Origin of the sequence: Bacteroides helcogenes P 36-108 (genome assembly GCF_000186225.1) — a bacterium.
GTDB classification, from domain to species: domain Bacteria; phylum Bacteroidota; class Bacteroidia; order Bacteroidales; family Bacteroidaceae; genus Bacteroides; species Bacteroides helcogenes.
Genome location: NC_014933.1, coordinates 1,617,079 through 1,632,827, shown reverse-complemented (window position 1 = coordinate 1,632,827; position 15,749 = coordinate 1,617,079). Strand labels below are relative to the sequence as shown.

Genomic DNA, 15,749 nt, shown 5'->3' with positions numbered 1-15,749 from the left:
GTCAAATGTAACAAACAACAACATTTACCATGAAAAACACCATCCTACTATTCTTGCTTCTTATCACCTGCCCGGCACTCCACGCACAAGAGCTGCACTTAGATAGCCTATACCGGGAAGCCTGCCGGAAACAGACCGCCAAAAGCTACTTGGAAGTATGCGAAACCATCTCGAAGGCAAAAACCGTGGTACGAGACTCCGTTCTCTACCTGAAATGTCTGAACGCAGCACACGGCAAACTGAAAGCCAACGCCTCCGACAATGCCCTATACCACCAGATGGTAGGAAGATGGGAAGAAAGCCTGCAACACTTTGAAGCCTTCAAGAAGAGCATGCACCATGCCCTTGATCTGCTTGGCAAAAACGGCGATCCGGAACGCAAGGCACGGATATGTAACAGTATGGGGAGTTATTACCTGACCCGCAATCCCGACTCCGCCGCCATCTGGCTGAAAAAAGGGATAGCCTGCATATCCGACAAAGAATGCGAGGCACTGGCCTCGCTTTACAATGATCTTGCCATAGCCAGCTTCTATCGGGGGGATGTGAAAGAAGCTGCTCTCTGTCTGAAAAAGGTGGTTCCCATCCTCGAAGCCGAGCACAACGACATCGCCCTGTGCAGCGTATATTCCAGCATAGCCTCCGTCTATGCCAACGAAAATAAAAGAGATTCGGCCTTTATCTACTATCAAATGGCCATAAATAAATGCGACGCTACCAAAAACCACATGAGGAAAACTACCATCCTCTGCAACATGGCATCACTCTACAACGGCATGAAACGTTTTGATGAAGCCTTGAAATGCGCTTCTTCCGCCCTGCACGAAGCGCAAACAGGTGAAAGCAGAGAGACATTATACTATGCCTATCACATAAGGGCAGCGGTCTATCGTAACATGGGGAGAGAAGAGGAAGCCGTGGCCGACGCACGTCTGGCACTCGCCATGGCCGAAAAAGACCATTCACCCCAGTTCTACGTGCGATGCGCCCCCACCCTGATGATGGCCTATCACGCCCTGAACAGGCAAGATTCCATAGACTACTATGCGAAAGAGTGCGAAAAGAACATCAAGCTGCTTCCCCCAATCTCGCAACAAGTGCTGCACTACTATGAAGTAATAGGCCTCATCTGCCACGAGCGCGGGCAATGGGCCAAGAGCCAGGTCGCCTACCAACATCTGATCGATGCACTGCCCACCATTACCCTGCTACCCAAAGAGGAGCTATACACCATGACCTCCAAGAACTATGCCGGCCTGAAGGATTACCGCAAAGCCTATTTCTACCTGGACAGTGCACGGGTGATGAAAGACTCTCTGCAACGGCAAGAGATAAGCAAGCAAATGTCCGACTTCGCCGTGAAATACGAAACCAAGGAGAAAGAAGTGGAAATAATGAAGCTGCAACAGGAGCAACTGCGGCAGAAGTCCTCCAACCTGCGCCTCACCATCCTTCTCATCATCTTATTATTCATGATACTGCTGGTTATTGTCAGCTTCTTGAATAACAAGCGTATGCAGCGCATCAAGGCCACCCGTCAGAAGAAAGAAACCGACCTGCAACTTGCCCACGCACGCATCGAAGGACTGGAGAGAGAACGGAAAAGAATAGCCATGGATCTGCATGATGGCGTGTGCAACGAACTGCTGGGAATACAGTTCCTGCTGCAAGCGGACTCTCCCCCCGACACGGAGGCACTGCTGAAGCTACTGGAAACATCGAGAAGCAACGTCCGCAGCATCTCACACGAACTGATGCCCCCCTCCTTCCAATACGCCAATCTCAAAGAGATTCTGCAAGACTATATACTGCACCTGCCTCGTCCCGACGACATGGCGATACATTATCAAGCCACTCCGGCAACGGAATGGAATGTGCTGGACAATACTGTGAGCTATGAACTATATCGCATTGCGCAAGAGGTAATGGGCAACATCGTGAAATATGCCAAAGCAACTGACATGTATGTAAAGCTTATCGCCGATGGAGAATGCCGTCTCATGCTGGAAATAGCAGACAACGGACTCCCATGGGAAGCCCCCGCCGAAGCAGAGGGCATAGGACTGCAAACCATCAACGACCGACTCACCAGCATTCACGGAGAGTATCGCAAAGAGAGGATAGACGGAATGAACCGGATTCAGATTGTACTGCCGCAAGCAGCCAAGTTGCAATGACGCAGGAAAACCTTAAAAGCAGATATCCCACACTCCACACGACTTTTCAAGCGCGACCAGAGCTACCACATAGCCATTTATCGTCTTTAGATAGTTCTGCCGGATTTCATTATAGGCTCTTTGAGCCATGAGCACATCCAGGATGGAGGTTTCTCCATGCCTGTATTTGTAAATCACGCTATCCAGTACCTTCAGTGATTCCTCCAGTACACCAGACCGGTACTGTGCCACTTTCTTCCTTTCTGCTTCAAAGACGAACCACGCATGGGTAATCTCGGCCTGTATCTGCAACTCTACATTCTTTTGCATAACCACAGCCTGATCTATCCTGTATTTGGCCGACTTAACTGCTCCCTTGTTAATTGTAGAGAAGAGCAAAGGGACAGATACTCCAACGGTGGCATAGCGAGCTTGCGGCAGCAGGCTTTTCCACTCCCTTTCATAAGAAAGTGACAGCCCTATGTCCGGACGGCGTCCTGCACAAGTCAGCTTGTATGCCTGTGAATTGACGTCCACGTTTTTCGAAGCAACCAGCAGGTCGATGCGGTTGGCTTTCCCCAGTTCCAGCAGCGACGCGAGCGCAAAGTCCCGTTCCTGGTTACCCCAGTTTTCCAAGGGTACACTCAGCGTGTCGGCCGCCATTCCCATAAATCTGTTCAGTCCCACCAGCGAAGAGTGATAGGCAGATTCCTGATCATAAACCTCATTTAAAAGATTCATCGCCTCCACCCGGGATTGCCTGGCATCATTCTCGGCTATCTCTCCCAAAACACAACGAAGACTATCTGAACGGCTCAAGCTGACCATGTACCGATAAGAGCTTTCTTTTACTTTCAGTAGCTCGCGCTGCAAGATGGCATCCAAATAGAGTTCAGTGGCCTGTGCCCGTAATACCTGAAAACCCTGTTCGAGTGCCAGCTTCTCCAATTCCGATTGGCTACGCATCAGTTTGACGCGAGCACAGCGCTTCCCCAGTTCCAACGAACACGAAAGCCCCAGTTTGTATGTTTCTTTATTTCCCTCAAAGTTGAACAAAGGATCCGGCAGTACCCTCGCTGCCGCAAGCTCTGCTTCGGCTATACTCACGTTCAGTTGGCTTGCCAGATACTCCAGATTCTGTTTTCCCACCCGGTTCAGATAAGCGCCGAAAGTCAGATTCTGCCTGGGTGGATACATCGTATCTGTCTGTGCCCGGAGCCCGGTAAATGGCACAGCCAACATAACCGAGAGAAAGAGTATATAAATGTTATTTGTCCTCATGTCTATCATTATTTCTCAATACTTTGTTTTCTATCAGATAATAAAATACAGGTAAGATAAACATAGAGATCAAAGTCGAAAATATCAAACCATACACAATGACTGTGGCCAAAGGCCGCTGCACGTCGCTACCAATATTAGTTGCCATCGAAGCAGGCAGCAAGCCAATAATTGTAGTGGCGGAAGTCATCAGAATCGGTCGGAAACGTCGACGTGCACCCTCTTGTACGGCCTCGAAGAGCGCTGAACCTCTCTGTCGCAATTCGTTGATCTGCGAAACCATGATAATGCCGTTCTGTATGGAAAGCCCAAACATAGCAATGAAGCCCACGGCTGAGGACACGTTGAGCGTCATACCTCGTAAGTTCAGTGCCAGCATTCCTCCGAACAGAGCCAATGGTACAATGAAAAGTACCAAGCCTGCCTGACGGAATTTTCCAAAAGTGACATACAACAAAATAAACATACATACCAAGGTCAAAGGGATGATAACAGTCAGTCGGGAGTACGCCCGGCGTTGATTTTCAAATGCTCCCCCCCATTTGACGGTGTATTTATTCTTGTTATAGTTCACTTTTTCGTCAATTGCCTTTTCAGCGTCTCTAAGGAAAGAGGAAAGGTCACGCCCGCGAAGATTCAGCTTTACGGTCAGGTGTCTCTTGTTCATTTCACGAGTGATGGTACTCTCTCCGACGCAAAGTTTGATGTCAGCCACCTGAGAGAGAGGTATCTTTGCTCCGGTAGAGGAAGTCAGCATTAGCCCGGCAATCTTTTCGGGCGTATTCCGTGTATCTTCCCTATATTTGCAAATGATGTCATACCGACGGTCACCTTGGTAAAGTTGGGCTACGGTCTTGCCACCAATTGCCACTTCTATCAGATCAGAAACGTCCGACACATTCAGGCCATAACGGGCTATGGCATCACGATTCATGGCAATTTGCAACTGTGGTAGAGACGGTTCTTGGTCTATGCTCAGGTCAACAGCTCCCGGAACAGAGTCCAATGCTTTAACTATGCTTTCCGCAATCCGACGTGTCTCTCGGAAATCATTGCCATATACCTTGACTACCAGTTCGCTGTGCGCACCGGCAATCTTATCCATCACCCCGTCAATCATCGGCTGGCTAAATCCGACATTGAAACCAGGTAGAGTGGCATACTCGTCTGCCAGTTCACCAATGAGGTCACTTTTCTTTTTTCCCGCCGGCCATTCACGGTAAGGCTTCAAACCGATAGATACCTCAAAGTGTGAGGGAGTAAAAGGATCTGTACCGTCATCATTGCGCCCTGCTTGCGCAGCGATATAAGTAACTTCAGGATATTTCATAGTATGTACTCGCAAGGTATCAGACAAAGTCCGGGCTTTGTTTACCGAAATGCCGGGCGGAAGGTTCACCTGCATCCAGATGGAACCTTCGTCCAACTCCGGTAGGAAGTCTTTTCCTACTGTGATGCACAGTACAATGCCAACCAGCAAAATAAAAGAAGCTACCATAAGAATTCCGCATGGCCTTTTTAGGATATTTTTAAGCATGAACACGTATCTTTCACGCAGTTTTTCCAGCCATCGATTGGTATATATCTTGCAAGGTTTCCGGTAAATGATATATGCCATTCCCGGAATCAGTAGTAAGGCTACCAGCAGCGCTCCAAGCATAGCATAACTCATAGTGAAAGCCATCGGTGTAAATAGTTTGCGTTCCACCCGTTCAAAAGCAAACAATGGCAAATAAGCCATGATGACTATAAACGTGGAGAACATGACGGGACGTCCTACTTCCTTCACCCGAAAGGCGATACTCTTTTCTTCCATATATTCTCCCGGATGGTCCTCACGTTTTTTCAATACCGTTTCCATCATGACAATGGCGCCATCGACAATAATACCAAAATCAATTGCTCCCAAAGACAAAAGATTAGCCGGAATGTCTGTCAGATGCATCAATATGAAAGCTATGAGAAGGGCGGTCGGGATGGTGATGGATACCAGCAGCGCTCCACGCCAATTGCCAAGAAACAGGATTAACACGAGAACCACAAGTGCCATCCCCATCAGCAGGGTGTGGGACACCGTGTCAATGGTCGTATTGACCAAACCGGTACGGTCCAGAAAAGCATGGATGCGAACACCTCCAGGTAAACCACCATTGTTTAGTTCGTCCACAGCTTCATGAATACCGTCTAAAACCTTGGAAGGATTTTCGTGTTTGAGAAGCAATACAATGCCTTCCAGACTTTCGGAATAATTACGTTTGTAGTCAGTATATCCTAAGACTCCTTTCCTTTCCAAATTGCCGTATTTCAGCAAGCCCAGATCCTTGAGGAAAACGGGAATTCCGGCCTCGCTACTTACCACAATGTTCCCCAAATCCTGCAAGCTCTCTATAAGGCCGATACCGCGAACAACGTAGCCAAGATCCCCCCGATTCAGCACACTGCCACCCACGTTGGCATTATTGTTCTCTACTGCTTCGGTCACCTGCCTCAAAGAGCAGTGATACTGCTCTAATTTGGAAGGATTAATTTCCACTTGGAATTGAGTGATGATTCCCCCGAAATTAGTTACATCGGCCACTCCAGACACTTCCTTAATGCGGGGAATGATAATCCAGTTCTGTAATTCAGTCAGTTCACGCAGAGAATGCTTGTCGCTTTCTACTATATAGCGGTAAATTTCTCCAACCGGAGAAGTCAGTGGGTCCAGTTTCGGAACCGCCCCATAGAGAAGCTGCACCTCAGCCAACCTTTCCTGCACGCGCTGGCGACTCCAATAGTCCTCAATGCCATCTTCGAATACAATTGTAATCATGGATAATCCGAATGTACTCTTGCTGCGCATAATATGCATACCGGGCAATCCGTTGATAGCACGCTCGAGTGGAATGGTAATCTGCTGCTCCACTTCCTCGGCCGCCAGACCTGGCACTTGCGTTATTATCTGAGAGGTGACATCAGCTATGTCAGGATAAGCCTCTATAGAAAGTTGCTTCCAAGAGTAATAGCCCAATCCTCCCAACATCAAAAACAAGCAGAGTATCGCCCATCTTTTCTGTATAATCGTAAACATAATGTTCTTCTTCATAAATCTCCGATTTCCCCATGTTGCTATTTTAGACAATATCCACCCTCACTGATAACCTTTTCTCCTGCACGAAGTCCCTTGCTGATGACAGCATTGCCACCATCGGTCGTTTCTACTTCCACACTACGATACACAAAAGTATCCGGTGCAACCTGCACATAAACGAAACTATCCGATTCTCCTTGCAGAAGTGCCGTTTCGGGAATTTTTACCATATTCATCGGATTACTCAAAAAATGCACCGTGATATACATGCCCAGCTTAAGTAGCCCGCCATTGTTCTCGCACTCAGAAAGGACCCGAATGGAACGGGTATCCTCGTCAACAGCTTCTTCAATATGACAGACAGTACCTTTTATAAGAACACCTGGCAGAGCGGCAATCTCGATGTTCAGATTGCTTCCTTTGCGGATGAAGCGAATATCCTTCTCTTTGACCTGTGCGGATATCCACACTTTAGAAAGATCGGCTACCACTACTATCGGAGCAGAATCATCCTTCAAATACTGGCCACTCACGATATTGTCCTCAATAATCAGACCGGAGATAGGAGAATAGACAACAAGAGGTTGACCAAGCGACATTGAATGCATGTCTTTTACCTTGTAAACATATAAAGCTGTTTGTGCATTCTCGAAATCCTTATCCGCTATCAGTTGGACGTTCTGCGCTTCCTCTAACTCCCTTCGTGAACTGACACCAGCATTGAAAAGATCCTCTTTACGCCGCATATTTTTTCGGGCGAACTCACGGGATGACAGAGCCTGAAAATAGTTCTTTTGGGCAGACGTGAAATCCGGACTGCTGATTTCAAACAACGGAGTCCCCTGACTGACCTTTTGCCCTATATTAATATATGACCGGACAACTCTTCCTGCAAAAGGAGGAACGATATTGGCATATCGATTCGAAATAGGCCGTACAGTTCCGGCCGTAACCACTTCCTTTGAGAAAGGAGCCGTCTCAACTTCCATTATCTTGATACTTCTGGCCCAGTCTCTATCCAGCACATAAACAGTATCTCCTTGAATGCGATAGCCAAAAGTCTCTTGTGACTTTGAGGAATGTTTGCATCCAGACAAAAGTACGATCCCACACAACAGAAACGATGACAATAATTTATTTCTTATCATAAGCATAAAGACACATTCACCAACCTTTATTATTAGGTCTTATATTAGGATTTGAGAGCACCTCAGACTGAGGAATCGGAATAAAATAACATGGAGAAGCAACATCTAATATATCCGAGCTTGCTGCAAAATTGGCAGTTCGCTCGATGGACTTTCCGAGGCGTTTCAAATCAAAATACCGATGTCCCTCATAAGACAGTTCTTTAAAGCGTTCTTCAATAATAGCATTCAGCAGACCGTCGGGATTATTGAAGAAGTTTTCATTTTTATAGTTGCTAATTCGATGTGCACGTAAATCATTCAGATCTTTAGAAGCCAAATAAATCACAGAATGCTTTCCGCTCCTAAGCAAAGCTTCTGCACGAATCAAATACATTTCGCTTACACGTAGCATCTTCACATCATTCAAATTACGATTTTCATTCGTTCCTGTATATTTTGTAATAAGATACAATGAACTGTGATCCGAGCTTTTTGCGTACCAAGATTTATAACGAACGTCTGAATCAATATCATACATATCCAGCAACTTTCTGGAGGGAGTAAACAATACTTTATCGGAGCATGTTTTATAAAACAAATCTCCTGGGCGGATATCATTCACTTTACTCCTTTTCAGTTTGAATATTATTTCTCCATTTTCGTTATCATCCCATAATAAAGGAAATTCCGTGGAAGATGTAAGAGCTATTTTGTGAATCACCTTCCCTGCATAATCAGCGGCCTCTTGATATTTCTCCGCATAAAGTGCTACTCTTGCATGCAAACATTCAATAGCAGTCATTCCCACCCGTATGACATCATTAACCGGTTTCAATGACTCCGCCTCTTCAATATCATGCCAAAGATCGCTGAAGAACGATCCTGTATCGGGACGTGAAGGCTGGCTATTCATCTTACATATCTTCATATAAGGCACAGCCGGCGCAGTAGCATCGTATATCCCTGAATAACCATAAACACGGTATAAATCAAAATGGACGAAAGCACGTATAGCCAACAACTCTCCTTTTATAGATCTTTTCTTTTGTTCTTCCTCTTCATCCCTTACAGGAACAGTGTCAATTTTTTCAAGAATCTTGTTAACTCGCCCTATCACCTTGTACCCATTTGCCCAAGGAGCCAACACATCATCATCATCCGAAGAGAAAGTCCATCGGAAAATGGATTGACCGATAGCATCTAACCCCAGATTTTGTGCACCAATAGCACATTCGTCCGTGATTAGCGAAGATATGCGTATAATATATTCGGGATACCAGGCTTCATAAACTCCCAAAGCAGCATTATCCAGCCTTTCCACAGAAGTGAATATTTTGCTTTCATCGATATAGTCCACAGGGTCAAAATCACAAGATAACAGAAAGACTGTTGCTTGCACAATAGCAATCATTTTTCGCAATAGATTGATTGAGATATTTAAATATTTATATTGCATGATTATTCTTTTAATTGAGTTAGGAATAAGGAATTGAAAGGCTAAAATGTAATATTAACACCTGCCATCACCGTTTGAGGCATCGGATATTCATATTGATACCAATTATTATCATCTTCGGGGTCAAACGCCTTAAACTTAGTCCATGTTATCAGGTTCTGTCCCTGAACAAAAAGTCGAAGCTCACGAATACATCTTTTCGCCTTATCAGTAAGCGGATATTGGTAGCTCAGCATCACATTCCGCAATTTAATATAGTCGGCATTTTGTAACTCACGATCCGTCATATAACGCGAAAATGATGCTGCGGGATGGTCGGTAACATCACCTGGTCGCTTCCAGATATTCAGCATATCTATCGATTGATTATATTGCCGGTGATTCTTGTCCGCAGAAGTTTTATAAAACTGGGCGGTATTCAACCTATACATCCCATGAATAAAAGAAAACAACGTGGATAGTTCAAAATTCCTATATCGAACATCCAAAGTGGCTCCTCCCTTTGTAGGCGGATCATAAGAGCCTTTTACTACAACTGCATCATCCGGATTATAAGTATAAGTAATAGCTCCCTTGGAATCCAGATACATAGGAGCACCGTTGGCCGAATCTACACCTGCCCATCTCACCATATAAAACTGTCCTATCGGCCATCCTACTCTGTTTATAGAGTACTCTTCTGTTACAAATTCATCTTCACCACTCAAACTTACTATCGTGTTCCTATTATATGCTACATTGAAACCAAGGTTCAGTGAAAAATCTTTTTGTCTAATAATGGCGCCTCCTATGTTGCATTCGATACCTCTGTTACGCACCTTTCCTGCATTGGCCGCAATACTCTTAAGCCCTGATGTATAAGATAACCTTCTCTTTACAAATAAGTTTGAAGTAATGCGATTGTAAATATCTATCTCCCCCCAAATACGTTTTTTAAGCAATTCGAAATTTATGCCTATGTTTCCCATATAACTTAATTCCCAGTTATAGTTTGGATTAGCAAAGTAAACAGGAACCAAAGCAGACTTTCCACCATAAATACCGGCTCCAACCAATCCCTTATACCCGAAATCACTATCAAAACCCGATGCATTACCTACACGCCCATAACTACACCGTAAACGAAGAATATCTATAAAACCGTTCCCTGACATAAACTTCTCTTTCGATATATCCCAATTTCCACCAAAAGCATAAAAGGTTTGATTTCTATTTGCTATCGGCACTTGACTCGAATTATCGTTCCGCAAGCTGACACTCAACGTATATTTATTATCATAAGAATATCTAAAAAGTACTATCTGAGAAAACAGCCTGTTTCTGGAACGGTTGCCTTTAAGCAAAGGAATAAAAGAATTGTATGGAGTACCGGGTGTGATCCCTGCCGGTGTATTTTCAATTCCCGAAACCAAACCATATCCCACAAAACCGGAACTACTATACTGGTTCTGATTTATCTCCGTCAGTAAATTCGCTTCAATTTCATGTAATTTATTCAGTGATTTTCTATAAGAAATTCCTCCCGTAGCTATAAATCCAACTTTATTGATGTAATGATCTTCATAGCACCCCTGTCTGCCAGGATCTACAAGTCTTCCAAGATAAGAATCCGGCCTGGTATAACAGGTTTTGTGGAATTGCTGAAAGTCTATACCAGCAGTTCCTGTCAACTTCAGTTCTTCTGTCAAACGGTATTCTATATTTGCAGACACAGTACTTTTTATCTGCCCTGTTCTCCTCTCAATATCATCGAACATCGACAGAGCATTAGCACCATACTTATTAATGCCGGTTGCCAGAGAGCCATCATTGTGGTACAGTTTCTCATAAGGAAGCGATAAATACAAAGCTGCCGTAGGATTAGTCTCCGAGACATCAAAATCTCCCTCCGTCACTTTCATATCAGCATACCCTACTCCGATATTTAATCCTATTTTCAATTTGCAAGAAGAATATTGCAGGTTCGAGCGCAAAGTATATCTTTTAATTCCGGAGTTATGTATCACACCGTTTTGTTGATAATACCCACCCGATAAATAATAAGTTACATTATTGCTTCCCCCCGACACCGAAAGATGGTGTGATTGGTTAAAGGCCATACGAAGAATTTTCATTTTAAGATTATTATCAGACTTCCTCAAATTATCAAGATATTGATCACCGATTGCATAATCCTGTTCTGTTTTCAATGCTCCATCTGTGGTATATTTATTATGGCGAGAATATAGCCAACCCGGAAATGCAGGGTCTTGCAGAATCTCTTCAAATTGCAAACGTTGCTCCGCATTCATCATATCCCATTTAGAATCATTCACTTTGGAGAATCCTATTTGCCCCTGATAATATCCCCGTGGCTTATTATTGGCATTAGTTTGCCCTCTTTTCGTAGTAATTACAATGACACCATTGGCTGCTCTTGAACCATATTGTGCAGAAGAGGCAGCATCTTTTAAGATTGAAAAAGATTCAAAGTCTTCCGGATTGAGGCCGGCAAATGAAGCTGATTCAATAGGTACTCCATCAACAATATATAATGGATTGGTATTTCCACCCTGCAAAGACCCTATTCCACGTATAGTAACACGCCCAGGAGTTCCAGGAAGTCCGGAAGCCGATGCCACATATAAGCCGGAAATTCGTCCCTGCAGAACCTGATCAACTGATGCTACTGGTAGCTTACCAATATTCTGCCCTTCCAGTTTAGAAATGGAACCGGAAACTTTATCCTTACTTTGCACAGTATAACCCGTAATGACAATTTCTCCCAATACTTCTTCAGAAGGCTCCATCACCACCTCAAGGATGGGCATGTCTGGATAAACAGAGGCTTTTTTTTGTTGAAAGCCAATATGGGAAAAAGATAAATTCCTTACATCATGAGAAAGCTCTATTTCAAAATTTCCGTCAATATCAGAAATCACTCCGTTAGTTAAATCTCCCAAAGGAGTTATTACTACTCCAGGTAACTTTTCTCCTGTTTCAAGTTCACTAACAATACCTTTTACTACAAATCTCTGCGCTGAAAGATGTTGGTTAAAAAGAAATAAAAATAGCGCATAAAAAATAATAGATTTCATGAACATATATCAATTTTTAAACAATAATTATTACGGCGCAAAAATAACATCTTAACTTTAGAGACATTTAAAGGATAAATTAGAACTATACAGCAAACCGCATTAGAAATAGATTAGAAATCCAAGGCATATACAAAAAGAAATAAAAATATGACAAGTTTAAACTCCTCTATAATATTAAAGCCATATATTTGTTGCATAAATCATTGAAAACAAAATCCTCTATTTTATTATGCTTATTCTGCTTATTGAAGACAATGCTCGCATCAGCGAATTTATTGTACGTGGCTTAGAAGAAAATGACCACGCAGTAATTTGGACAGATAATGGTATTGAAGCCAGAAATATGATAACCCAAAGAAAATGGGACCTGATTTTACTTGATATCATGCTACCTGGAATTGATGGTTTAGAACTTCTCCAATACACCCGCCGCAAAAAAGTAAACGCACCTATATTGGTTATCAGCGCATTGAGTGAAACGAATGACCGGATAAAAGCATTGGATTATGGAGCAGATAACTATCTGACTAAGCCTTTTTTATTCCGAGAGCTCATAGCACACATAAATGCACTCACGCGAAGAGCAAAACTGAACTATAATGAGGATATGAATATCCTCGAATGCAACGACTTGAGACTAAATATAGATAAGCACCAGATAGAAAGAGCAGGCAAAGAAATCCGATTAACAATACAAGAATTCAAGTTACTAAAGATATTAATGGAAAATAAAAACCGAGTGGTAACTCGAACAGAATTACTCGATAATGTATGGGGCATCAACTGCGACAATACGACAAACGTGGTCGATGTCTATATCTCTTACCTACGAAACAAGATAGACGCAGAGCACGATATTAAACTGATCAAGACCATAAAAGGACGAGGATATCTGATTCAGGATACAAGTACTTCAAAATAAAAACGAAATGACAGTAAAGAATCGGTTAAGCTTATACTGCACAATGACCTTTGGTTTTGTGTTTACAATTATGTCTGTATTTATCTATTGGTTGTATTTTACAAATGGAAAAAAATCTGTATATTCTCATTTGGAAAACACAGCTTTCATTTCTGCCTGGTTCTATTTGGAAGAAGACGAACTAAGCTGCAAAGAATTCGAGAAAATTCGGGAACAATTTGAGAATACAGCCGCAAACTCAAATTATCAGGTGTACGATAGTTTGAATAGAATAGCTTATGGAGTTAAGCCGGAAGACATCTCGACAGCAATTCTCGATGAAATACGCCAAAAAGGACATCTGCGTTTCTCTTTCGAAGATTATCTATGCTATGGCATATTTTATGAAGACAATCAGGGAGATTTTGTAGTGATAGCAAAAGAAAAGAAACAAAAATTACATGAACAACTCAGCATGTTACTTTGGATCATTCTCCTCTCTTTCTTTATTGGCATAACTGCCATCATTTTATTAAGCAGGTGGGTTGCACGTTTAGCTTACAAACCTTTCTGCAATGTAATAACAGAAGTTAGAAATATTTCGACCCATAATTTAGATGTACAGATACACCCATCCGATACAAACGATGAATTAGATGACTTGATTCAAACATTTAACGACCTACTAACCAAGATATCAGAAACTATTATTATGCAAAAGAATTTTGTAAGATACATTTCACATGAATTTAAAACCCCACTTACCACTATTTTGGGAAATCTGGATCTTTTTTCTCTCAGGATGCGTACTCCTGAAGAATACAAAGATTTATCAAATATATTAATCAAACAAGCACAGCAAATAAAAGAGATATTAGACACACTAATCGTGGTTGCTGACCTAAAAAAAGATGATAGAATCATTCAGGAAACAAGAATAGACGACCTTATATGGGAAATTATAGAACGTATAAAAAGCAGATATCCCAAATCAGTATTATTAGTTAATATTGATATACTGCCGGAAGATGAAAAACTAATGTATTCAACCATAGATCAAACTCAACTCTCCATTGCCTTATACAATTTGATAGAGAACGCGACCAAGTATTCAGACAATCAACCTGTAACAATCAATATCTATAAAGAAAGCAATTCTTTATACTTGTCTATTATTGATAAAGGTATTGGAATTCCTATTACAAAATTGGAAGAAATTAATAAGCCTTTTTTCCGCGCAGACAATGCGAAACAAGTAGAAGGAGAAGGAATCGGCTTGTCATTGGCTTTGAGAATACTTAAAAGAAATAATATTATATACAAAATAGAATCGAAAGTGGATGTAGGGACAAGCATTTATATAAAAATGCCCTAAACCTAAGTCAGTCGGCAAGCACGCGCCTGAAATCCCTGCCCGAAGGTGACTGGAACACCTGCAAGTCGAACTCAGGAATGATGGCGAGCACGTGGTCAAAGACATCGGCCTGCACACCCTCGTAAGGAACCCACTCCTTGATGGCACAGAAAAAATAAAGTTCTATCGGAATGCCGTGGTCGGTAGGCTGGAGCTGACGCACCATGCACGTCAGATTCTGGTTGATGGCGGGAAGACTTTTGAGGTAAGCTGTGAGGTAGGCGCGGAATACTCCCAGATTAGTTTGACGGCGTCCGTTCACAAGAATGGAATTATCAATGTCATGTTCTTCGTTATATGCCCTCACCACCCGTTCGGTCTGCTCCACATAATCTTTCAGAAGACGTATCTTACGGTACTTCTCCAGCATTTGGGGTGTGCAGAACTTCACGCTGCTCATATCGATATTGATGCTGCGCTTCACCCGGCGGCCTCCACTCTCCTGCATTCCGCGCCAGTTCTGGAAAGAATCACTGACGAGCAGGTAAGGAGGAATGGTAGTGATGGTATTGTCCCAATTGCGCACTTTCACCGTATTAAGCGTTACTTCGATCACCGTGCCGTCTGCCCCGTACTTGGGCATCGCTATCCAGTCGCCCACCTTCAGCATATCGTTGGCAGAAAGTTGCACACCGGAGACAAAGCCCATGATGCTATCCTTGAAAACCAGCATCAGAATGGCGGCAGAAGCGCCCAAACCTGCCAGCAACGACAATGGAGACTTGTCGATGAGAATGCCCACCACAACGATGGCTCCCACAAACCAAAGTATCACCTGCACAGTTTGCAGCATACCCTTCAGAGGACGGTCACGCAGATGCTCCTTCTCACTGTACACCACATAGACAGCTTTCAAAAAAGAGTTGACGAAGCTAAGAAAAGCTACGATAATATAAATGAGGCAGACGCGCTGAATAAAGCCCAATGTGGATGAATTGGTTTCGGCAAAAGCCACTGGAACGAAAATATAGATGATGACCGGCGCCACCAGACGGCTGAGATGCACCATCACCTTATGGTCAAAGAGTATATCGTCCCACGTGGCTTTGGTCTTTTTCACCAGATGGGCCACTGCCCTCAACAAGATATTGCGGCAGATGGCATCCGCCGCAAAAGCCATGACAAGCACTAAGGCAAAAGCTATAAACTGATCGAGCACATCTGCCCTGGAAGGAGTTACACCCCAGGAAATCAAAAGTTCATCTATGTTCTTCAATATATCCATAATTCATCATTCTGTTTCATTTCATTACTCAAGTTT

General features: G+C 43.2%; 9 protein-coding genes. 3 read left to right on the top strand and 6 right to left on the bottom strand.

Annotation, left to right across the window (positions count from 1 at the left end; all coding sequences use genetic code 11):
• Window positions 1-29 precede the first annotated feature (29 nt).
• Window positions 30-2,177: a tetratricopeptide repeat-containing sensor histidine kinase gene (locus BACHE_RS06470; RefSeq protein WP_013546886.1), complete on the top strand. Its 2,148-nt coding sequence runs from the start codon at window positions 30-32 to the stop codon at window positions 2,175-2,177.
• Window positions 2,178-2,189: 12 nt separating this feature from the next.
• Here the strand turns inward: BACHE_RS06470 and BACHE_RS06465 are convergent, their stop codons facing one another.
• The 5 genes from BACHE_RS06465 to BACHE_RS06445 are packed head-to-tail and all read right to left on the bottom strand — an operon-like array spanning window position 2,190 to window position 12,170.
• A complete protein-coding gene (locus BACHE_RS06465) occupies window positions 2,190-3,437 on the bottom strand; it encodes a TolC family protein (protein ID WP_013546885.1) in 1,248 nt (415 codons plus the stop codon).
• Window positions 3,424-6,522 carry an efflux RND transporter permease subunit gene (locus BACHE_RS06460; protein ID WP_041579237.1) on the bottom strand — a complete coding sequence of 1,033 codons (3,099 nt, stop codon included), beginning with the start codon at window positions 6,520-6,522 and terminating at the stop codon, window positions 3,424-3,426. Before BACHE_RS06460 ends, BACHE_RS06465 begins: the two co-directional genes overlap by 14 nt.
• Window positions 6,523-6,545: 23 nt before the next feature.
• A complete protein-coding gene (locus tag BACHE_RS06455) occupies window positions 6,546-7,661 on the bottom strand; it encodes an efflux RND transporter periplasmic adaptor subunit (RefSeq protein WP_013546883.1) in 1,116 nt (371 codons plus the stop codon).
• Window positions 7,662-7,671: 10 nt separating this feature from the next.
• A complete protein-coding gene (locus BACHE_RS06450; RefSeq protein WP_013546882.1) occupies window positions 7,672-9,093 on the bottom strand; it encodes a RagB/SusD family nutrient uptake outer membrane protein in 1,422 nt (473 codons plus the stop codon).
• A gap of 41 nt (window positions 9,094-9,134) precedes the next feature.
• Window positions 9,135-12,170, bottom strand: a complete 3,036-nt coding sequence (locus BACHE_RS06445) for a SusC/RagA family TonB-linked outer membrane protein (protein ID WP_041579704.1) — start codon at window positions 12,168-12,170, stop codon at window positions 9,135-9,137.
• Between the two features lie 232 nt (window positions 12,171-12,402).
• Between BACHE_RS06445 and BACHE_RS06440 the strand changes: the two genes are divergently transcribed.
• Together BACHE_RS06440 and BACHE_RS06435 are read left to right on the top strand one after the other, a co-directional pair.
• A complete protein-coding gene (locus BACHE_RS06440; protein ID WP_013546880.1) occupies window positions 12,403-13,095 on the top strand; it encodes a response regulator transcription factor in 693 nt (230 codons plus the stop codon).
• Between the two features lie 7 nt (window positions 13,096-13,102).
• A complete protein-coding gene (locus BACHE_RS06435; protein ID WP_013546879.1) occupies window positions 13,103-14,449 on the top strand; it encodes a HAMP domain-containing sensor histidine kinase in 1,347 nt (448 codons plus the stop codon).
• A 7-nt stretch (window positions 14,450-14,456) separates the two neighbouring features.
• Here BACHE_RS06435 and BACHE_RS06430 read toward each other — a convergent pair whose 3' ends face one another.
• Window positions 14,457-15,713, bottom strand: a complete 1,257-nt coding sequence (locus BACHE_RS06430) for a mechanosensitive ion channel family protein (RefSeq protein WP_013546878.1) — start codon at window positions 15,711-15,713, stop codon at window positions 14,457-14,459.
• Between the last annotated feature and the right edge of the window lie 36 nt (window positions 15,714-15,749).

Excerpts from the sequence above, each read along its gene's own strand:
- BACHE_RS06440 (WP_013546880.1), top strand. The coding sequence starts at position 12,403 with ATGCTTATTCTGCTTATTGAAGACAATGCTCGCATCAGCGAATTTATT.
- BACHE_RS06465 (WP_013546885.1), bottom strand. The coding sequence starts at position 3,437 with ATGAGGACAAATAACATTTATATACTCTTTCTCTCGGTTATGTTGGCT.
- BACHE_RS06470 (WP_013546886.1), top strand. The coding sequence starts at position 30 with ATGAAAAACACCATCCTACTATTCTTGCTTCTTATCACCTGCCCGGCA.
- BACHE_RS06455 (WP_013546883.1), bottom strand. The coding sequence starts at position 7,661 with ATGCTTATGATAAGAAATAAATTATTGTCATCGTTTCTGTTGTGTGGG.
- BACHE_RS06450 (WP_013546882.1), bottom strand. The coding sequence starts at position 9,093 with ATGCAATATAAATATTTAAATATCTCAATCAATCTATTGCGAAAAATG.
- BACHE_RS06460 (WP_041579237.1), bottom strand. The coding sequence starts at position 6,522 with ATGAAGAAGAACATTATGTTTACGATTATACAGAAAAGATGGGCGATA.
- BACHE_RS06445 (WP_041579704.1), bottom strand. The coding sequence starts at position 12,170 with ATGAAATCTATTATTTTTTATGCGCTATTTTTATTTCTTTTTAACCAA.
- BACHE_RS06430 (WP_013546878.1), bottom strand. The coding sequence starts at position 15,713 with ATGGATATATTGAAGAACATAGATGAACTTTTGATTTCCTGGGGTGTA.
- BACHE_RS06435 (WP_013546879.1), top strand. The coding sequence starts at position 13,103 with ATGACAGTAAAGAATCGGTTAAGCTTATACTGCACAATGACCTTTGGT.